Consider the following 19,555-nt stretch of genomic DNA (forward strand, 5'->3'; position numbering starts at 1 on the left):
ACAAACGCTTGATCTGGCCTCGCTTGATGCGTACCTTTGCCCGCTTTTCCTGAATCCGCCACCCCCTGGAGAGCGCCATGTCCGCTGATCTCGAGCATATCCGTCAAATCATGCGAGAGGCTGACTGCCTGTACACCGAAGCTGAAGTCGAGGCGGCCATCGCCCGCGTCGGTGCACAAATCAACGACCAGCTGGCTGAAAGCAATCCGGTGGTGTTCTGCGTGATGAACGGTGGGCTGATTTTCTCCGGCAAGCTGCTGACCTATCTGAACTTCCCGCTGGAAGCGTCCTACCTGCACGCCACTCGTTATCGCAACGAAACCAGCGGCGGCGATCTGTTCTGGAAAGCCAAGCCGGAAGTGTCGTTCATCGACCGTGACGTGCTGATCATCGACGACATCCTCGACGAAGGTCACACCCTGGGCGCGATCATCGACTTCTGCAAACACGCCGGCGCCCGTGCTGTGCACACCGCCGTGCTGATCGACAAGGACCACGACCGCAAGGCTCGCCCGGACCTGAAAGCCGATTTCGTCGGCCTGCCATGCATCGACCGTTACATCTTCGGTTACGGCATGGACTACAAAGGCTACTGGCGTAACGCCAACGGGATTTTTGCTGTTAAAGGAATGTAAGCCCGGATAGCAAACCCTTGTGGGAGCGGGCTTGCTCGCGAAAGCGTCGGTACATTTAACATAAATGTGTCAGTCAGACCGCTTTCGCGAGCAAGCCCGCTCCCACAGGGAACTGTGTTCACAGATCCACTTTTGTGCACCCATGCTAGAGTGCTCGGCCCCGCCCTTCGGAGCCCGTCATGAGCTTTTTGATCCGCAGCTGCGCCGCCCTGTTGCTGACCGTCAGCCTGCCTCTGGCTGCCGCCCCGGCGCCGATGCACGCGCAGTTCCTGCCTCCCGATGAACTGACCCTGCGTGACGCGGAGCCCGAGCAGCAACAGCTGTTGCAGGTCACCGAGTACTCGGTGGTGGTCGGCAGTCAACGCCAGTCCAACCAGCAGCCGATTCCGGTGACCTCACCCTTGCTGATCCGTCTCAAGGGCAAATCCTTGAACAAGGGCGCGACCATCAATCAGGTACTGGTCAATTTCGATGGCGAAAGCAAAAGCCTGAAAAAGCCGATCTACGACGACAAAAGCAAAACCCTGACGCTGTTTTACCCGATGGCTCAGTCCCGGGTGGTGATCGACTTGTTGCGCAATGACACGGTGTATTGCCAGTTCCTCAGCTACGCCAACGGCCATGTCTGGGCCGATCTGCACACGGGCGCTGTTCGTCCGCGTTGAGCCCTATGCCCGGGGAGGGGTAAACTGCCTGCCCCGTGAAATGTCTGCGAGCTGGAGTCGGCAATGCGTAAAGATAAGAAGCAAGTGATTGGTGACGAGATCGGCGATGAGCAGATCAAGCTGTTCCTCGATTTCGAACCGGTCGACGCCACGTCGCCGTCGCTGCACAAACTGATCAAGGCCTATCGCGGCCTGCGCATCGACGACTTCGAGCGTTTTCTGACGTTCTTCGTCGAAGCCGGTCTGGATCTGGACGGCAAGGATGAGCACGGCAATGACTTCGTCGCCCTGATCAAGGATCAGCGTAACGCGGCCGAGTACATCGAACTGATCGAAAAGGCTCGCGGTTAAGATCAACAGATCGCAGCCTCGCTACGCTCGATAGCTCCTACAAATGGTTCGCTCATTCCTGTAGGAGCTGTCGAGCGTAGCGAGGCTGCGATCTTTTAAAGGCACAAAAAAACGCCCCGCTCTCAATGAGAACGGGGCGTTTTTTATGCGGCCGAATCAAGCGTAGCTTTCGGTCTCGTTGCTGGCTTCAACCAGTTCCAGCGCGACGTTGTTCTGCACGTTGATCTTGCGATACAGCGCAGCATCGGTTTCCAGAACCTTTTCCCGAGCCGGGAAGATTTCCGCGAGCTTGGCAGCCCATTCACCAGAAGTTTTGTTCGGGAAGCATTTCTCGATCAGCTCAAGCATGATCGAAACAGTCACCGATGCACCTGGCGAAGCGCCGAGCAGGGCAGCAAGGGTACCGTCCTTGGCCGCGACCAGTTCGGTACCGAACTGCAGAACGCCGCCCTTTTTCGGGTCTTTCTTGATGATCTGCACCCGTTGGCCGGCCACTTCCAGGCGCCAGTCTTCGGCTTTCGCTTCAGGGTAGAAGCGACGCAGGGAATCCAGACGCTGTTCCATCGACTGCATCACTTCGCTGACCAGGTACTTGGTCAGGTCCATGTTGTTTTTCGCCACGGCCAGCATCGGGCCGATGTTGCCGGCGCGAACCGACATCGGCAGGTCCATGAAGGAGCCGTGCTTGAGGAACTTGGTGGTGAAACCGGCGTAAGGCCCGAACAACAGGGACTTCTTGCCATCGACTACGCGGGTGTCCAGGTGCGGCACCGACATCGGTGGCGAACCCACGGCCGCCTGGCTGTAAACCTTGGCCTGGTGGTGCTTGACCACTTCCGGGTTGTCGCAACGCAGCCACTGGCCGCTGATCGGGAAGCCGCCGAAGCCTTTGCTTTCTTCGATGCCCGAAGCTTGCAGCAGCGGCAATGCCGCGCCGCCAGCGCCGAGGAACACGAATTTCGCGTCGACGTCACGGGAATTGCCGCTGTTGACGTCCTTGATGCTGACGGTCCAGCCGTTGCCGTTACGCTTGAGGCCGGTCACGCGCTTGCAGTACTTGACCTGGGCATCGGGTGCGCTGGTCAGGTGCTTGAGCAGTTGATTGGTCAGGGCGCCGAAGTTGACGTCGGTGCCGTTCATGACGCGGGTGGCGGCGACGACTTCGTCGGCCGGCCGGCCAGGCATCATCAACGGCATCCACTCGGCCATGGTGGCCTTGTCTTCGGTGTATTCCATGTCCGAGAAGGCGTGGTGCTTGCTCAGTGTCTTGAAGCGTTCCTTGAGGAAGGAAACGCCATCGTCGTTCTGGACGAAGCTCAGGTGCGGCACCGGGCTGATGAACGTCTTGCACGAGCCGAAGGTGCTTTTCCTGGTCAGATAGGACCAGAACTGCTTCGACACCTCGAACTGGGTGTTGATGTGCACGGCTTTCTTGATGTCGACGGTGCCGTCGGCGGCCTGCGGCGTGTAGTTGAGCTCACACAGCCCGGCGTGACCGGTACCGGCGTTGTTCCACGGGTTCGAACTCTCCGCGGCACCGGAATCCATCAGCTCGACGACTTCCAGCTTGATCGCGGGGTCGAGCTCTTTGAGCAGTACAGCGAGGGTGGCACTCATGATGCCGGCCCCAACCAATACTACGTCGACTGCTTCGTTATGCGCCATTTAACGCGTCTCCAAAATCTGCAGCACCAAATTGTCGGCATGGCTGCCAGGTGTTCAGGGGCGTGTCAGTGATGCCCCAGGTACCCATGGCAGTAATCGCCATGTCCGAATCTTCGCAATTTTTCGCAACTTCGACGGACGCTACCGGCCGGGTCTAAAAGAGTTACATGAACTCACTTCGACGCGCGGCTGACAATTCGACTTATGGTCGATACATCCGTTTGTGCAACCAAATCCGTAGAGGACAGGCTTCAGGATCCGGTATTCGAGGCGTACTCGGTCCTGTGTCGTTGGGCTGTTTCAGACGCTAATGGTGCATGTTCAGACGCAAAACTATTCATTTGCTCGCCACACTCTTGTGAAGTTGTGAAAACCCGTTTTTTTCACGCTCTTTTGAAGACGTGAACCTCAAAAAAGGGCTGCCCCAGCCTGGCACCGTGCCCGGATGGATTGCCGCCATGGGATACATGACAGGCAAAACGGGCAAACAGCTCAGTGACCGAGCGTAATGACAGCTCTGCAGATTCGCGAAAAGTGGGGGTTTTGCTCAAGGAACAGCAAGCGCGCCAGCTTCACTCGATCTGTGTGGGCGGCTCTCTGTAGGGCGGTGCGGGGTGTCAATACAAGCGCATTGACGATGCTGCGAGGCCCGATCAGGAGACGTCCTTATAATCGGGGGGAGATTGTAGCGAAGAAACGCAGGGAAATGGTCGTGTTTAATGACTTTTATTAGGTGTTCGGTCAGGTGGTCAACAGTTGCTGAGCCCGTGCACGTGGCTGGCGCTGGCTGACACGGGCGCTAGGGGGTAGGGGATGGTGTAACCAGTTGAGACGGATTTCTTCGATTTCGACCCAGTCATCACCCATCGGCTGGAGGCTGCACTGTTTGAATGCCTGGCAATGGCCGTTGCGGTCGAGCAGGGCGAAGCAGCGATGCAGAGGGCGTGGGGTGAACAGCGAGATGAGATAGCGCATGGCGAAGTACCGTGTGGGGTGACTGCTGTGAAGGTTGCCAGCGAGCCGTGACGAGCAAGTGTATGGGCGGTGACATCTCTGTGACAGGAACCGCGGTCTGAAGGGTTTGTCAGAGATTTCAGTAATCACTGTGAGGTGCTAGTTACCCGCAGTGGCCCACCGCTATACTGCGGGCCTGTTTGTGCCTGATTCTGGAGAGAAGAGCATGTTGCAACGCCTGTTGTTCGGTTTGATCACTGTGACCAGCTTGACGCTGGTCGGCTGCGCCCACAGCCCGCAACAACTGAACCCGGAACCCAAGCTGACGGCTCAGCTGGCACCGGTCGGTCATGGTCAACCGGTGGTGGTGCGTGTGGTGGACGGTCGTCCGTCGCCGACGTTGGGCACCCGTGGTGGCCTGTACCCTGAGACCAGCGCGATCACCGTGCAGGGCGCGCAGATTCTGCCGAAGTTGCAGGCTCAGGCCGAAGCGGCCGTGCGGTTGCTGGGTTTTACGCCAACCAAAAATGCACCGAATGCACCGCAAATAACCGTGACCCTGGCCGAGCTGAAGTATCAGTCGCCTAAAGAAGGCATGTACGTGACCGAAGCGACCATCGGCGCGACGTTCCGCTCCGATGTGCAGAATGCCAATCGTCGTTACAGCGGTCGTTACGGTGCGTCCCTGGATCAACGTTTTGGTATGGCGCCGAATCAGGAAACCAACACCAAGTTGGTCAGTGATGTGCTGAGTGATGCGTTGACGCGTCTGTTCAAGGATCCGACGATTGGTCAGGTTCTCGGCGAATAAACATTCGCTGGATTCAAAAAAGCCCGGTGCCAGCAATGGCCCCGGGCTTTTTCATGCCTGTCGATTTCCCACGGACCTGCACTGAACAACTGTGGGAGCGGGCTTGCTCGCGAAGGCGGTGTGTCAGTCAACATCAATGCAGCTGACACACCGACTTCGCGAGCAAGCCCGCTCCCACAAGGGATCCGCGGTGTCAGGCGGCTTCGGAGTAGAAGTCCAGCACACTCACGCCCGTCAGCAAATCCGTCTCCGGCAAATCCGCATGCTGATGCCCACCCAATGCGCAATACACCAGCCAGTGGCGGTCCTGGACGTTGAAGGCGAGGCTGCCAACGAGGTTTTGTTGTTCGTCGCTTTGGGCAATGAGGTAGAGGCGATCCTGGTTTTCGGCGTGCAGCATGACGGTTTCCATGTCGGTTTCGAGGGGCGCCAGACTGGCGTATTCAGATGACGGCGCCGTGACACAGGACAGGAATCGGTCAAATGGTTCGTTACTTGTCGGAAAGCAAGGGCACGAAGCGAGGCTTTCGGTAGAATCCGCGCCGCGGTCGTCGGTTCGGCGTCTGCCACACCTGTTTTGCCGAGGTTCGTGATGTCGTTGCATTTGATTTCGCTGTTTACCAACCATCCCGCCAAGTTGATCAACCTGTTGGCCTTGTTGTTTGCCTTTCCGGGCGGCTGGTTGCTGCATGCCACTCGTCGTCGCGAACAGCGCGCGTTGGCCATTCTCCAAGCGCAAAGCCAGAGCCGTCGTATCGATGAACCGACGTTGATGCTGGATGGCGCGACCTTGCGCATGAACCGGTTTTTCTATGGATTCGGTTTTGCCTGCCTGGGATTGGCGCTGCTGGTGTCGTGGATCAGCACACGCTTCTGACAGCAAAGTACGCAGCAATGAAAACGGCGCCCGAGGGCGCCGTTGTCGTATCCAGCCAAAAACCTTACAGCGGCAAACCTGCTTTCACACGGTACTGATTGCGCACCGGCGTCGCGTATTGCAGGACCATGAACGGACGATGCTCCTCAGGGCACGCGTCCAGACGCTGTTGCCATTGCTCCTGAGCCTTGGCCAGTTCGTCGGCCGCAAACACCTCAGCGGCTTTCGGCACCTGCAATTGCGGGTCGGCATCTTTCCACTGGGCGTAGGCCAGGTAGTGCACCGGGAACAGGCGGTAGCCGCCGAGGATCTGCCGGTCCATCTCGATCGCCAATTGCTTGGTGTCATCGAACAGCTCGGTGATCGGCGAGGCGAAGTTCACATGCACGCGGCCCTTGTAGCCGGTGATGCCCTTGGCAATGCTTACATCGTCCTCGCCCGGCACTTTGGTGTAGCTGCCGGTGGTGGCGCGGATGAACAGCTCGCGAGCCTTGGCTTGATCGCACGGGTCGTATTCATAGCTGATCGACACCGGGGTGAGGTTCAACGACTGAATGACTTCGCCAAACGGCTCGTCCTTGCGGCTCATGTGGAACATCTTGAGGATGGCCGACTCAGTGCGGTCGTCGCCGTCTTTGGCCCGGCCTTCGGCCTGGGCGATCCAGATCGAGGCGCAATCCTTGCGGATCGAGTGGTTGATATAGGCCGACAGCAACTGGTACGCCGCCATCTTCTCGCGTCGACCGGCGATCGAACGGTGCACGATGAAGCTCTTGTTCAGGCGCATCAGATCGCTGACGAAGGGCTTTTGCAGCAGGTTGTCGCCGATCGCGATGCGCGGTGTCGGCAGGCCGGCGTGGTACACGGCGTAGTTGACGAAGGCCGGGTCCATTACGATGTCGCGATGGTTGGCGATGAACAGGTAAGCGCTGCCGGACTTGAACTGCTCGACGCCGGTGTACGTCACACCGTCCGTGGCTCGTTCGATGGTGTGGTCGACGTACATCTCGACTTTGTCCTGCAACGTGGCCACCGATGTAACGCCGGCGAACTCACGGCGCAGCCGATGAGCTATAAGAGGTTTGAGCATCCAGCCGAAAGCACCGGCAAAACGCGGGAAGCGGAAGTGGATGAGGATATCTAGAAACGCCTTGTCGCCGAGCAGCCGGTCCAGCACTGCCGGGACTTCGCTGTCATTGTAAGGTCGGATGGCATCGAATTCGCCCATCATGCTCTCTTGTTAGAAACGGCTAGGGTAAGTAAAGGTTTTGATCGAAATCCAACGGGGTACGGTCTGAAAAGTTAGCCAGACAAAAATAGCCCTGCAAATAGACCGGCGATTATACGCACAAGTCACCTGGGAGACCGCGATGCTGGAAACCGAGCGCTACGAATGTCCGTATTGTGGTGAAGAGGCTGAGGCTGTTCTGGACTTGTCCGGTGGCGATCAGACCTATATCGAAGACTGTCCGGTGTGTTGTCGCCCCATCACGTTTGTTCTGCAGACTGACGGTCAGGAATGGTTGCTCGAAGTTCACAGCGAAAACGAATGAAAGGGGCACCCCATGCAGCGAATCTACGAGCCGGAAAACCTCATGGAAGGTGAGTTGCTGCAAAGCATGTTGGCCAGCGAGGGCATTGAGGCCCATTTGGTGGGCCGCGATTTACTCGGTGGCAGCGGCGAATTGCCGATCTTTGGCCTGCTGGGCCTGTCAGTCGATAACGACGAGGCCGAGTACGCCCGGGAGTTAATCAGCGCGTACAATGCCGCGCTGCCACTGCCCGGCGATGAACCGGAAAGTTTTCCCGGCACGCTGGTCTGTTAGGCTGGTGTTCGTTTTATCAAGAGTCGTGTTGCCCCATGTGTGGACGTTATGCCCTGTTTCGCTGGAACCCCGCCTTCGCGGCCCTGCCTGGCTTCCCCGCCGATCAGCAGGCCCAGTGGAATATTTCTCCCAACGATTCGGTGTTGATGCTGCGCGCGGGTGTTGACGGTCAGCGCGAGTTGGCCCGTGCGCGTTGGGGGTTGACGCCGCCATGGCTGACCGATTTGTCTCGCACGCCAGCTCATGCCCGGGCCGAAACCGTTGCCGAACAACCGATGTTTCGCCAGGCCCTGCGCGAACGCCGTTGCCTGCTGCCGGCCAACGGTTTTTACGAATGGCGCGGCACGACCCGCAAGCGTCCGTATTGGCTGACACCGGGGGAGGGCTCGACGCTGTTTTTTGCTGCGATCTGGGAAGCGTATCCGGTGCAAGAGCAGGTGTGGCTGAGCACGGCGGTGATCACGCAGCCGGCGGCGAGTCAGCGCCGGCCATTGATTCTCGATGCGGCGGGGCAGGAGGCGTGGCTCAATCCAGAGACTCCGTTGCATGCCTTGCAGGCATTGCTCGCCAGTGAACCCGCGGCGTTGCGCGAGCGGGTGTTGGCGAATCTGGTGAATGATCCGAAGCTCAATGGGCCGGAGTGTATTACCCCCGGCTAACCTCGAAATGATCGTTCCCACGCTCTGCGTGGGAATGCCGCCATGGACGCTCCGCGTCCACTGTGACGCAGAGCGTCACGGGATTCATTCCCACGCAGAGCGTGGGAACGATCAAGCTATTTTTAAACCTTGAACTGATTGATCAACCGCCGCTGCTGTTCAGCCAACTTGGTCAGGTCCGCACTCGCCGCACTCGACTCATCCGCTCCGCCCGCCACTTCATTGGCCACTTGCCCGATGTTGATCACGTTCCGATTAATGTCGTCTGCCACCGCACTCTGTTCCTCTGCCGCACTGGCAATCTGGGTGTTCATGTCGTTGATCACCGACACCGCCTGAGTAATCGTCTCCAGTGCCTCGGCCGCTTTCGCCGCGTGCTGCACGCTTTCGTCGGTACGGTTCTGACTGTCCTCCATCACCCGCACCACATCGCGCGTGCCTTGTTGCAGCTGCTGAATCATGGTCTGAATTTCTTCAGTGGCTTTCTGAGTCTTCTGCGCCAGGTTGCGCACTTCATCGGCTACCACCGCAAAACCACGTCCTTGTTCGCCAGCGCGGGCCGCTTCGATGGCCGCGTTCAAGGCCAGCAGGTTGGTCTGTTCGGCGATCCCGCGAATCGCTGTCAGGATCGCATTGATGTTCTCGCTGTCCTTGGCCAAGGTCTGCACCACGCCGACAGCCTTACCGATTTCTATCGCCAGCACGCCAATCGAGTTCGACGTATCGCGGACGATTTGCATGCCTTGCGCCGCTGCCTGATCGGCATGGCTGGCGGCTTGCGCAGCCTGGGTCGCGTTGCGCGCCACGTCCTGGGCGGTCGCTGTCATTTCATGCACCGCAGTGGCGACTTGATCAATCTCGGCCATTTGCTTGTGCACACCGATGTTGGTGCGGATGGCGATATCGGCAGTGTGTTCCGATGAATCGCTGACGCTCTGCACCGAAGTCACCACCTGGGTGATCATCACCTGCAACTTGGCCAGGAAGGTGTTGAAGCCTTTAGCGATAGAGCCCAGTTCGTCGGCGCGGTCGCTGGTCAGGCGGCGAGTCAGGTCGCCTTCGCCCTGAGCGATGTCGTCGAGCATCGCGACCATCTGCTTCAGCGGCCGGGCAATGCCGTGGCCCACCAGCCAGATCACCAGCAAGCCGATACCGGCAATCAACAAACCGACCATGGCCATGCCGAAGGTGTCGGACTTGCGCTGAGCATCCAGATCGCCCTGAAGCTTTTGCAGGTCGGCCATCACCGCGTTCAACGGCAGTTGCAGCATGAGGGTCCAGCGAGCGTCGGTCTGGCCGATGCCGAACGGCAGGTACAACTCGATCCGGCCCTGGGCCTTGTCGACGGTATAGGTGACTTCGCCGCGCTTGAGATTGGCCATGTTGGCGATCTGCTGGCTGTCGAGGATGTCGCTGACCTTCTCGCCGAATTTGCTCGGGTCCTTGGTGTAGGCAACGATCCGACTGTTGCCGCCAATCAGGGCCATTTCACCAGCGCCGCTATACAACTTCTGATTCGCGCCGAGGAGCATTTCCTGGATGAAGTTCACCGAGAGGTCGGCGCCGACGATGCCCTGGAAGGCCCCGTTGAGCATGATCGGTTCTATAAAGGAGGCGAGCATGACGATCTTGTCGCCGACCTTGTAGGGCGCCGGATCGATCACGCAGGATTTTTTGGTTTCTTTCGAGCACAGGTAGTACTCGCTGGCGCGTACGCCGGTGGACAGGGTTTTCTGGTCGTCGACGTCCACCAGTTTGTCCAGGCCCAGGCTGCCGTCTTCGTTGCGGAACCACCACGGCAGGAAGCGGCCGTTGCTGGCGTCGATGCCGGCAACCTGGGTGTCGACGTAGGCCGCGTCGTTGTGATCGAGGGCGTTTTTTTCCCAGCCGATGTAGGTGCCGAGAATTTTCGGGTTCTTGACGACGTTTTCCTTGATCAGGCTGATCAATTGCTCGCGGCTCAGGTTCAATTGTGGCTGGCCATCGGCGCCCGGTGTGCCGATCAATGCGTTGACTCGCACCAGTCCGCCGGCAATCAGCAGTGGCGCTTCGAGCTCGCGCTGGATCTGGCTGACCTGGGTTTGCGCCAGTGACGTCAGGCGTTGTTCGATGACTTGCTCGAATTGTGCCTGGGTCCGCTGCTGGACCATGTCTTGTGTCCGTGCGCCGGAAAACAGCGCATACAGCACCAGGGCTGCCACGACACTAAGAACGATGGCGCCGGCGAGGGCCGCCACGGAAAACTGGATCGACTTGAATTTCATGGGTGCTCCGCACGCAAGAGGACGTCTGCGGTGCTGTATCGGCAGGGGTGTCGATGGCCATGAGCGGAGGTTGGCGAATTGGCTGTTTTGGAGGGTTTGATGTCGCAAACGAATCATTGCGGGCCGTTATCGACCGCGGTGGGCACCGTTATGTGAATTTTTTCCTACGTCCATGAGAGCTTTGTCTGAAATGTGCGTCTACACCTCTGTTGTATCTGGCGTCGATACAATTCCATGCCTAGGATACGCGGCATGTTTTCAGGGGGTTTTTTGATGAACAAGACATTGGTTTTGTGTGTGCTGAGCGCAGGTTTGCTGCTCGCCGGTTGTCAGTCGGTCAACACCACCAGCGGTGGCGCGGTGGGCGTTGAGCGTAAACAGTACATGTTCAGCATGCTGTCGACTGACGAGGTCAACCAGATGTACGCCCAGTCCTATCAAAAGACTATCGGCGAGGCGAACACCAAAGGCGTGCTGGACAAGACCAGTAACGAGGCCAAACGTGTCCAGATCATTTCCGACCGCCTGATTGCACAGGCGCCGATTTTCCGCCCGGATTCGGCCCAGTGGAATTGGGAAGTCAACCTGATCAAGAGCGACGAGCTGAATGCCTCCTGCGGGCCTGGCGGTAAGATCATTTTCTACAGCGGGTTGATCGACACTCTGCAACTCACCGATGACGAGATCGCCGCCATCATCGGCCATGAAATCGCTCACGCCTTGCGTGAGCACGGTCGTGAAGCGATGTCCAAGGCTTACGGCATCGAAATGGCCAAGCAGGGCGCCGGTGCCTTGTTCGGTCTGGGTCAGGGCAGCCTCGCGCTGGCGGACACCGTGGCGAAATACGGCATGACCTTGCCCAACAGTCGCGGCAATGAAAACGAGGCGGACCTGATCGGTCTCGAACTGGCGGCCCGCGCCGGTTACAACCCGAACGCGGCGATCACCCTGTGGAACAAGATGAGCAAAGCCTCGAATGGCGCGCCGCCAGAATTCTTGAGCACTCACCCGGCGTCGGCCAGTCGTATTGCTTCGTTGCAGGCGGCGATCCCGAAAGTCATGCCGTTGTACGAGAAAGCCAGGAAATCCTGAGCCAATGATCGTTCCCACGTCGAGGCGTCGAACCGTCCGCGTGGGAACGATCAGTGTCCCGAGTTACACCCAACCGCTGCTCTGCATCGCCTTGTACACCGCGACAATGGCGAGGATGAAGAATGCCGACGCCGCCAGGCGACGAATTAACGTCAACGGCAATTTATCCGCCGCAAAATTACCCGCCAAAACCACTGGCACGTTGGCAATCAACATCCCGACGGTGGTGCCGATGATCACCAGCCACAGTTCCGGGTATTGCGCGGCGAGCATCACGGTGGCGACTTGAGTCTTGTCGCCCATCTCCGCAAGGAAAAACGCGATCAGCGTGGTCAGGAACGGTCCGAACTTGCGGGCGGTGCTGGCTTCGTCATCGTCCATCTTGTCCGGCACCAGGGTCCACAATGCCGTCGCGGCGAAGCTCGCGGCGAGGATCCAGTGCAGCGTCGCATTCGAGAAGAAACTACCGACCCAGGCGCCTACCGCACCGGCTGCCGCGTGGTTGGCCAGGGTTGCAGCGACGATGCCGGCGATGATCGGCCAGGGTTTGCGAAAGCGAGCGGCGAGAATGAGCGCGAGCAGTTGCGTCTTGTCGCCGATTTCGGCCAAGGCAACGATTGCGGTGGGAACGAGAAGTGAATCCAGCATCAGGGTTTTCCTAAGGGGCGGGTCGACACGGCTATGACACGTACAGCCTTCCCGCCCCGGGTAAGGTGTTCGTGTCATAGGTCTTGTCAAACCCTGCGATCCGTCTGATGCGGACGCTTGGGTCGCATACGCCATGGTCTGTTGACCAAGTATGTTGACGTATGCCGGACGAGCATGGCGCTCGTGGGAGACTACTCCCCTAGGACGGAGCGGATTCTGCCTAGGCAAAATCCGTTAGGCAAGCACTTATTTATCAGCCGCGTTTGGCCCGATAGATTCTGAAACCCTGTCCCTCAGCCTTGATTGCGCACACGCCGAGGTGCTCTTCGATCAGCGGTTGATACTTCAGGAAGCTGTTGGCTACCAAACGCAGTTCGCCACCGTTTTTCAGATGTTTTGCTGCTTTTCGCAGCAAGTTCTCGGTAGCGAAGTAGTCAGTGTGAACCCCGACATGGAACGGTGGGTTGCTCAAAATCGCACTCAAGCCCATCGGTGCTGCGTCGATACCGTCACCGGTAATCACATCAGCTTCCAGACCGTTGGCAGCCAATGTCAGGCGACTACTGGCAGCCGCAAACGCATCCACATCAAGCAAGGTGACCTGGTTGTGTGGATAACGACGTTTCACCGCTGCTCCCAACACACCGGCGCCGCAACCGAAGTCCAGCAAATGGCCGCTCGGCAATTTGTCCAGATGCTCCAGCAACAGCGCGCTGCCGCGATCCAGCCGACCGTGGCTGAACACGCCCGGCAGACTGATGACTTTTAGCGGACCTTCGGCCAGCGGCAACTCATAAGTCTGGGCCAGGCTTTCCAGCGACTTGGCTTCTGGCGCAGTGGCCACGGTGACCTGCCACAGCTGGCAATGCCGCGCGCTGTCGAGCTTGCGCGGTTTACCGAAGGGGTTCAGTTGCTTGGCCGCGCCTTCGATGCCGCTGCGTTTCTCACCCACCAGATACAGTTCACGACCGGCCAGTCTGGAGGCGAGGGCGTTGAGGATGTAGTCGGTCAGGTCCTTGGACTTGGGCAGAAACACCACGGCGGTGTCGAACGCGCGCTCCGGTGCATTCACACCGAAATGGCTGCGCTCGGCAAAGCGGGCATCCAGCGCTGCTTGATCGCCGGCATGCCAGCACCAGCCATGAGCGTCGGGCAGGCGGCCTAGCAGGTCATCGGCGGGCAAACCGGCCAGCAGCACCGAACCCTGGAATAACTCGGCCTGACGAAGCAGTACTTCACTGCGCGGATCCATACTCTGCTCCTGTGAAAAAAAGTGCCGCAGTCTATCAACTGACGACCCGCAGTGCTTTACCGCTGAAGTATCCCTGCGCGTTTTCGGTCAACTGGCCCACGATCCGCTGGCGTGCCTCGCGACTGCCCCAGGCGTTGTGCGGGGTGACAATCAACCGTGGAATGTCATGGGCCAGCAGCGGATTGCCAGCGGTCGGTGGCTCGACGCTCAACACGTCGGTGGCCGCGCCACCCAGGTGACCGTTGCGCAAGGCATCGGCCAGCGCCTGTTCGTCGATCAAGCCACCGCGTGCGGTATTGATCACGAACGCACCGGGTTTCATCGAGGCCAGTTCACGGGCTCCTATGAAGTGGCGGGTGTGTTCGTTGAGCGGGCAATGCAGGGTCAGCGCGTCGATCTGCGGCAGCAGCTCATCCAGTGGCAAACGATCCGGCCGGGCAGGGCGCCCAGGAATTTGACCGAGCAATACGCGCATGCCAAAGGCTTCGGCCAGTCGTGCGACCGCGCCGCCCAGTTCGCCGTGACCGAGCAGGCCGAGGGTTTTGCCTTCCAGTTCGACAATCGGGTAATCCAGCAGGCAGAACTGTTTCGCCTGCTGCCAGCGACCTTCGCCGACAGCCTTTTGATAATCGGCCAGGCGCGTTGCCAGGTTGAGCAGCAACATGATCGTGTGCTGCGCCACCGACGGCGTGCCGTAACCCTGGCAATTGCAGACGGTAATACCGTGGGCGCGGGCGGCGGCAAGGTCGACGTTGTTGGTGCCGGTGGCGGTGATCAGAATCAGCTTCAGCTCGGGGCTGGCAGCGATGGCGGCGGCGTCGATCAGGATTTTGTTGCTGATGGCAACGGTGGCGCCCTTGAGGCGTTCGATCACCTGGTCCGGCGTGGTCTGGGCGAAAAGCTGTAAGTCGCTGAAACACTCTTGCAGCGGGCTGAGGTCGAGGTCGCCCAGGTCCAGGGACGGGTGGTCGAGAAAAACGGCGCGGAGAGTGTTCGTCATCAACTGTACCTTTTGTGCAATGAACTGAAGGCGTAATCTGCCGAGCCTACCAGATGAAACAAACAGTTACGCTTGGCCAAAAGGATCCCCCATGTACTGGACAGAGTTTTTGACCGTTGCCCTGATTCACTTGCTGGCCGTGGCCAGCCCCGGCCCGGACTTTGCCGTGGTGGTGCGTGAGAGCGTGACCCATGGTCGTCGCGCTGGCACCTGGACGGCGCTGGGTGTCGGCACGGCGATTTTCCTGCACGTCGGCTATTCGTTGCTCGGCATTGGCCTGATCGTGTCCCAGTCGATCGTGTTGTTTAATGCCCTGAAATGGGCGGCCGCCGCATACCTGCTGTACATCGGCTTCAAGGCCCTGCGAGCACGGCCGGCCCAACCTGCGGCTGACGATCTGCACAAGGAAGCGGGCGAGCGCACTGCTCGCGGCGCCTTCACTTCGGGTTTCGTGACCAACGGCCTGAACCCGAAAGCGACGCTGTTCTTCCTTTCGCTGTTCACCGTGGTGATCAATCCGCACACGCCGCTGGCGGTACAGGCGGGCTACGGCATCTACCTCGCGGTGGCCACCGCTGTGTGGTTCTGCCTGGTGGCGATGCTGTTCAGCCAGCAGCGCGTGCGCGCAGGTTTTGCCCGGATGGGCCACTGGTTCGATCGGACGATGGGCGCGGTACTGATCGCCATCGGCGTGAAACTCGCGTTTACCGAGATGCATTGATCGCGCTACGCGTCATGGATAAGAAATACCAGCAGGTGCTGGCGCAACGCTAGCATTTGCACGACTTTGCAAATCATTCCTTTGGCTGATTTGGCTGGCGTCCAAGCGCACTAAAGTGCTTACTTTCAGCCACGACCGTGCAGTCAGAAAAGGGACTCTTATGTTGCAGACTCGCGTTATCCCTCCAGCCGAAGGGGCTTACCAGTATCCGCTGCTGATTAAACGGCTGCTGATGTCCGGCGCTCGTTATGAAAAAACCCGCGAGATCATTTACCGCGACCAGTTGCGCTACAGCTATCCGACCCTGATCGAACGGGTCGCGAGGCTGGCCAACGTGCTGACGGCGGCCGGCGTCAAGGCCGGGGATACCGTGGCGGTGATGGACTGGGACAGCCATCGTTATCTGGAATGCATGTTCGCCATCCCGATGATCGGCGCGGTGATCCACACCATTAACGTGCGCCTGTCGCCGGAACAGATTCTCTACACCATGAACCACGCCGAGGACCGCTTTGTGCTGGTCAACAGCGAGTTCGTCGGGTTGTACCAGGCGATTGCCGGACACCTGACCACGGTGGAGAAAACCCTGCTGCTGACCGACCTGCCAGAGAAAACCGCCGACCTGCCGAACCTCATCGGCGAGTATGAGCAGTTGCTGGCGGCGGCGAGCACTCAGTACGACTTCCAGGATTTCGACGAAAACTCGGTCGCGACCACGTTCTACACCACCGGCACCACCGGTAATCCCAAGGGTGTGTACTTCACCCATCGGCAATTGGTGCTGCACACCATGGGTGTGTCGACCATCATGGGCGCTATCGACAGCGTGCGGTTGCTGGGCACCAACGATGTTTACATGCCGATCACCCCGATGTTCCATGTGCACGCCTGGGGCCTGCCGTATGTGGCGACCATGCTCGGGCTCAAACAGGTCTATCCCGGTCGCTATGACCCTGAGTACCTGGTGGAGCTGTGGCGCAAGGAGAAGGTCACCTTTTCCCATTGCGTGCCGACCATCCTGCAAATGGTCCTCAATTCCAAAGCGGCGCAAGGCACGGATTTCGGTGGCTGGAAAATCGTCATCGGCGGCAGTGCGCTGAACCGTGCGCTTTACGACGCGGCCAAGGCCAAGGGCATTCAACTGACCGCCGCTTACGGCATGTCGGAAACCGGGCCGTTGGTGTCGTGTGCACACCTCAACGATGAGCTGATGGCCGGCACCGAAGACGAACGCACCACGTACCGGATCAAGGCCGGTGTGCCGGGGCCATTGGTGGAGGCGGCGATCGTCGACACCGACGGCAACTTCCTGCCCGCCGATGGCGAGACCCAGGGCGAACTGGTGCTGCGTGCACCGTGGCTCACCGAGGGCTATTTCAACGAACCGCAAAAGGGCGCCGAGCTCTGGGCCGGGGGCTGGCTGCACACCGGTGATGTTGCGACCCTGGACAGCATGGGTGTGATCGACATTCGCGACCGGATCAAAGACGTGATCAAGACCGGCGGCGAGTGGATCTCCTCCCTGGACCTTGAAGACTTGATCAGCCGTCACCCTGCGGTACGCGAAGTAGCAGTTGTGGGCATCGCCGATCCGCAGTGGGGCGAACGTCCGTTCGCACTGCTGGTGGTCCGCGAAGGCCATGAGATCGGGGCCAAAGAACTGAAGGAACACCTCAAGCCGTTCGTGGAACTGGGGCACCTGAGCAAGTGGGCCATCCCGAGCCAGATCGCCCTTGTTACTGAAATTCCCAAGACCAGTGTCGGCAAACTCGACAAGAAGCGTATTCGCGTCGACATCACCGAATGGCAAGCCAACAACAGCACCTTCCTCTCGACGCTTTAAGCGTCACCTGGCGTGCCCAAAAGGGCACGCCAGCCCCACCAAGCAAGCGCTTGGCTTGTCAAATCTGAAATTTCAGCCATCCTTGCCGTGCCGACGGGTGTCGGCTTGGCAAAGGACTGTTCCAGAGTGGTTGGCAGCTGCAAATCACACTTTAGAGGGATCAAGCAGTACTACCTGCTGGCTATAGTCCGCTCAAGGATTTTTAAGAACGGAGCAAACGCACAAACCGGGGCGATGCAACTTTGGCATGACTTAGGGACACCTTGGCTCCCAGTCATCCACAGCGTTTTTAGAAGTGCTCACTGCCATAACAATAATGCACATGGAGTAGCGTCGATGACATCAGTAAACCAGTTCTGGCGCCGGGCAAAACTGCCCCTGGCGGTCAGTCTTGCCTCTACGCTCGCCGGGCCAGCATTCGGCGTCAGTTTCAACGTTGGTGAAATCGAAGGTCAGTTCGACTCGTCCCTGTCGATCGGTGCCAGTTGGTCGACTGAAAGCGCCAACAAGAACCTCATCGGCGTCAACAACGGCGGCCGCGGCCTGTCCCAGACTTCCGACGACGGTCACCTGAACTTCAAGAGCGGCGAAACGTTCTCCAAGATCTTCAAGGGCATCCATGACCTTGAATTGAAATATGGCGATACCGGCGTTTTCGTCCGTGGCAAATACTGGTACGACTTTGAACTCAAGGACGAAAGTCGTCCGTTCAAGGACATCAGCGACAGCAACCGCAAGGAAGGCGCCAAGTCCTCCGGCGGCCAGATCCTCGACGCCTTCGTCTACCACAACTACTCCGTTGCCGATCAGCCGGGCTCCGTGCGTCTGGGCAAGCAAGTAGTGAGTTGGGGTGAAAGTACTTTCATCGGTGGCGGTATCAACTCGATCAACCCTATCGACGTGTCCGCGTTCCGTCGTCCAGGTGCCGAGATCAAGGAAGGCCTGATCCCGGTCAACATGTTCTACGTGTCCCAGAGCCTCACCGAGAACCTCTCGACCGAAGCCTTCTACCAGCTCGAATGGGACCAGACCGTTACCGACAACTGCGGCACCTTCTTCTCGCAACCGGACGTGATTTCGGATGGCTGCGACAACAACCTGGCCGTACTGCGCACCCGTAACGGGCTCAACAGCGCACTGGCGGCTGCGGGGCTGCCGGCTTCGTTGCGTAACGCCAGCATCAACACCCTGGCTGCCAGGGGCGTGACCTGGGGTGACCCGGATGAAGGCGTCATCGTTCGTCGCGGTCCGGATCGCGATGCCCGTGACAGCGGTCAATTTGGCGTGTCCTTCAAATACATGTTCGATCCGCTGGACACCGAGTTCGGCGCCTACTTCATGAACTACCACAGCCGTGCGCCGATTTTCAGCGGCCAAGGTGCTCCGGCGAGCGCTTACAGCGCGGCGGGCCTGGTGGGCTCGCTGGTGGCCAGGGGTGTTCCTCTCGCTGTCGCGCGTAACCTGGCACCGACCTTGTTGCCATTGAATGTGGCCGGTAACTCCAGCTACTACGTCGAGTACCCTGAAGATATTCGCCTGTATGGCTTGAGCTTCTCTACCACGTTACCGACAGGTACTGCGTGGAGTGGTGAAGTCAGCTACCGGCCGAATGCTCCGGTTCAGCTCAACACCACCGACATTCTCTTTTCCGGTCTGACACCTCTGAACCCTAACGTTTCCGTGCTCCAGGGTACGCCAGGGGAGGATCAAAAAGGCTACCGCCGCAAGGAAGTGACCCAGCTCCAGACGACCCTCACTCACTTCTTCGACCAGGTGATGGGCGCCGAGCGACTGACCCTGGTGGGCGAGGTCGGCTTTACTCACGTTGGTGGTCTGGAAAGCACTAACAAAGCGCGTTACGGCCGTGACCCGAGCTACGGCCCTGGTCCATTGCCAGGTGGTCAGTGCCAGACATTGAACACTGGCACCCTGGCAGGCGGACCGCAAAACAACGTGAGTCGCTACTGCGAAAACGACGGGTTCACCACTGCAAACTCCTGGGGTTACCGCGGTCGTGCCATCTGGGAATACAACGACGTATTCGCCGGTGTGAACCTCAAGCCGAACGTGGCCTGGTCTCATGACGTGGAAGGCTACTCGCCTGGCCCTGGCGGCAACTTCGAGGAAGGTCGTAAAGCGGTGAGCCTGGGCGTCGATGCCGAGTACCAGAACACCTACACCGCGAGCCTGGCTTACACCAACTTCTTTGATGGCAAGTACACCACCGTCGATGACCGCGACTTCGTTGCGCTCAGCTTCGGCGTGAACTTCTAAGCACTGCATTATCAGGAC

The 19,555-nt window shown here is 59.0% G+C and carries 20 protein-coding genes, 1 pseudogene and 1 riboswitch; of the genes and pseudogenes, 12 read left to right on the forward strand and 9 right to left on the reverse strand.

The genetic code is table 11. The features are described from left to right. The first annotated feature begins 77 nt into the window (after window positions 1–77). The 3 genes from CKW16_RS21235 to CKW16_RS21245 all read left to right on the forward strand — a co-directional run bounded on the left by CKW16_RS21235 (window position 78) and on the right by CKW16_RS21245 (window position 1,651). Window positions 78–635 (forward strand): hypoxanthine-guanine phosphoribosyltransferase, encoded by a 558-nt coding sequence (locus tag CKW16_RS21235; RefSeq protein ID WP_033061274.1) that lies wholly within the window; start codon window positions 78–80, stop codon window positions 633–635. A 179-nt stretch (window positions 636–814) separates the two neighbouring features. After that, window positions 815–1,300: a hypothetical protein gene (locus CKW16_RS21240; RefSeq protein ID WP_095130407.1), complete on the forward strand. Its 486-nt coding sequence runs from the start codon at window positions 815–817 to the stop codon at window positions 1,298–1,300. 63 nt (window positions 1,301–1,363) lie between these two features. Next, on the forward strand, window positions 1,364–1,651 hold the full coding sequence (locus tag CKW16_RS21245) for a PA4642 family protein (RefSeq protein ID WP_095130409.1): 288 nt from the start codon (window positions 1,364–1,366) through the stop codon (window positions 1,649–1,651). A gap of 156 nt (window positions 1,652–1,807) precedes the next feature. Here the strand turns inward: CKW16_RS21245 and mqo are convergent, their stop codons facing one another. Continuing rightward, on the reverse strand, window positions 1,808–3,316 hold the full coding sequence (mqo, locus tag CKW16_RS21250; RefSeq protein WP_095130411.1) for a malate dehydrogenase (quinone): 1,509 nt from the start codon (window positions 3,314–3,316) through the stop codon (window positions 1,808–1,810). 741 nt (window positions 3,317–4,057) lie between these two features. Then, window positions 4,058–4,291: a hypothetical protein gene (locus CKW16_RS21255; protein ID WP_095130413.1), complete on the reverse strand. Its 234-nt coding sequence runs from the start codon at window positions 4,289–4,291 to the stop codon at window positions 4,058–4,060. Between the two features lie 205 nt (window positions 4,292–4,496). Here CKW16_RS21255 and CKW16_RS21260 point away from each other — a divergent pair, with 205 nt between their 5' ends. Then, window positions 4,497–5,081, forward strand: a complete 585-nt coding sequence (locus CKW16_RS21260; protein ID WP_095130415.1) for a YajG family lipoprotein — start codon at window positions 4,497–4,499, stop codon at window positions 5,079–5,081. A 193-nt stretch (window positions 5,082–5,274) separates the two neighbouring features. Here the strand turns inward: CKW16_RS21260 and CKW16_RS21265 are convergent, their stop codons facing one another. Then, complete coding sequence (locus tag CKW16_RS21265; protein WP_054045634.1) at window positions 5,275–5,481, reverse strand: hypothetical protein; 207 nt, start codon at window positions 5,479–5,481, stop codon at window positions 5,275–5,277. 192 nt (window positions 5,482–5,673) lie between these two features. Between CKW16_RS21265 and CKW16_RS21270 the strand changes: the two genes are divergently transcribed. Then, on the forward strand, window positions 5,674–5,958 hold the full coding sequence (locus CKW16_RS21270) for a hypothetical protein (protein WP_095130417.1): 285 nt from the start codon (window positions 5,674–5,676) through the stop codon (window positions 5,956–5,958). Between the two features lie 64 nt (window positions 5,959–6,022). Here CKW16_RS21270 and CKW16_RS21275 read toward each other — a convergent pair whose 3' ends face one another. Continuing rightward, entirely contained in the window at window positions 6,023–7,186 is a 1,164-nt protein-coding gene (locus CKW16_RS21275) for a 1-acyl-sn-glycerol-3-phosphate acyltransferase (protein WP_176471583.1), read from the reverse strand. Between the two features lie 142 nt (window positions 7,187–7,328). Here CKW16_RS21275 and CKW16_RS21280 point away from each other — a divergent pair, with 142 nt between their 5' ends. Genes CKW16_RS21280 through CKW16_RS21290 form a run of 3 tightly spaced genes read left to right on the forward strand, consistent with a single transcriptional unit; the run spans window position 7,329 to window position 8,443 of the window. Further along, complete coding sequence (locus CKW16_RS21280; RefSeq protein ID WP_008153387.1) at window positions 7,329–7,511, forward strand: CPXCG motif-containing cysteine-rich protein; 183 nt, start codon at window positions 7,329–7,331, stop codon at window positions 7,509–7,511. Window positions 7,512–7,523: 12 nt separating this feature from the next. Next, window positions 7,524–7,784 carry a putative signal transducing protein gene (locus CKW16_RS21285; protein WP_095130421.1) on the forward strand — a complete coding sequence of 87 codons (261 nt, stop codon included), beginning with the start codon at window positions 7,524–7,526 and terminating at the stop codon, window positions 7,782–7,784. A 35-nt stretch (window positions 7,785–7,819) separates the two neighbouring features. Then, entirely contained in the window at window positions 7,820–8,443 is a 624-nt protein-coding gene (locus CKW16_RS21290; protein WP_095130423.1) for an SOS response-associated peptidase, read from the forward strand. Between the two features lie 122 nt (window positions 8,444–8,565). Here the strand turns inward: CKW16_RS21290 and CKW16_RS32915 are convergent, their stop codons facing one another. Next, on the reverse strand, window positions 8,566–9,408 hold the full coding sequence (locus CKW16_RS32915; protein WP_370695251.1) for a methyl-accepting chemotaxis protein: 843 nt from the start codon (window positions 9,406–9,408) through the stop codon (window positions 8,566–8,568). A gap of 15 nt (window positions 9,409–9,423) precedes the next feature. Beyond that, a pseudogene (locus CKW16_RS32920) lies at window positions 9,424–10,824 on the reverse strand (HAMP domain-containing protein); the annotation flags it as partial. Window positions 10,825–10,980: 156 nt separating this feature from the next. On the opposite strand from CKW16_RS32920, the gene CKW16_RS21300 reads away from it, so the two are divergent. Next, window positions 10,981–11,799: a M48 family metallopeptidase gene (locus CKW16_RS21300; protein ID WP_095130574.1), complete on the forward strand. Its 819-nt coding sequence runs from the start codon at window positions 10,981–10,983 to the stop codon at window positions 11,797–11,799. 63 nt (window positions 11,800–11,862) lie between these two features. On the opposite strand, the gene CKW16_RS21305 is transcribed toward CKW16_RS21300, so the two are convergent. From CKW16_RS21305 to CKW16_RS21315, 3 genes are all read right to left on the reverse strand, one after another. Then, on the reverse strand, window positions 11,863–12,447 hold the full coding sequence (locus CKW16_RS21305; protein WP_095130427.1) for a TMEM165/GDT1 family protein: 585 nt from the start codon (window positions 12,445–12,447) through the stop codon (window positions 11,863–11,865). Window positions 12,448–12,536: 89 nt separating this feature from the next. Continuing rightward, a riboswitch (yybP-ykoY riboswitch) is annotated at window positions 12,537–12,659 on the reverse strand. A gap of 41 nt (window positions 12,660–12,700) precedes the next feature. Next, the gene (locus CKW16_RS21310) at window positions 12,701–13,699 is read right to left on the reverse strand and encodes a class I SAM-dependent methyltransferase (protein ID WP_056740842.1); all 999 of its coding nucleotides are present in this window, start codon (window positions 13,697–13,699) and stop codon (window positions 12,701–12,703) included. Between the two features lie 34 nt (window positions 13,700–13,733). Next, window positions 13,734–14,699, reverse strand: a complete 966-nt coding sequence (locus CKW16_RS21315; RefSeq protein WP_095130429.1) for a 2-hydroxyacid dehydrogenase — start codon at window positions 14,697–14,699, stop codon at window positions 13,734–13,736. A gap of 91 nt (window positions 14,700–14,790) precedes the next feature. On the opposite strand from CKW16_RS21315, the gene CKW16_RS21320 reads away from it, so the two are divergent. From CKW16_RS21320 to CKW16_RS21330, 3 genes are all read left to right on the forward strand, one after another. Continuing rightward, window positions 14,791–15,420, forward strand: coding sequence for a LysE family translocator (locus CKW16_RS21320; RefSeq protein ID WP_095130431.1), 630 nt, complete (start codon window positions 14,791–14,793; stop codon window positions 15,418–15,420). A 160-nt stretch (window positions 15,421–15,580) separates the two neighbouring features. Beyond that, window positions 15,581–17,263 (forward strand): fatty acid--CoA ligase, encoded by a 1,683-nt coding sequence (locus CKW16_RS21325; RefSeq protein ID WP_095130433.1) that lies wholly within the window; start codon window positions 15,581–15,583, stop codon window positions 17,261–17,263. 336 nt (window positions 17,264–17,599) lie between these two features. After that, complete coding sequence (locus CKW16_RS21330) at window positions 17,600–19,537, forward strand: DUF1302 domain-containing protein (protein ID WP_095130435.1); 1,938 nt, start codon at window positions 17,600–17,602, stop codon at window positions 19,535–19,537. The last annotated feature ends 18 nt before the right edge of the window (window positions 19,538–19,555 follow it).

The sequence above is a fragment of the Pseudomonas sp. Irchel s3h14 genome, from assembly GCF_900187425.1.
Classification (GTDB): domain Bacteria; phylum Pseudomonadota; class Gammaproteobacteria; order Pseudomonadales; family Pseudomonadaceae; genus Aquipseudomonas.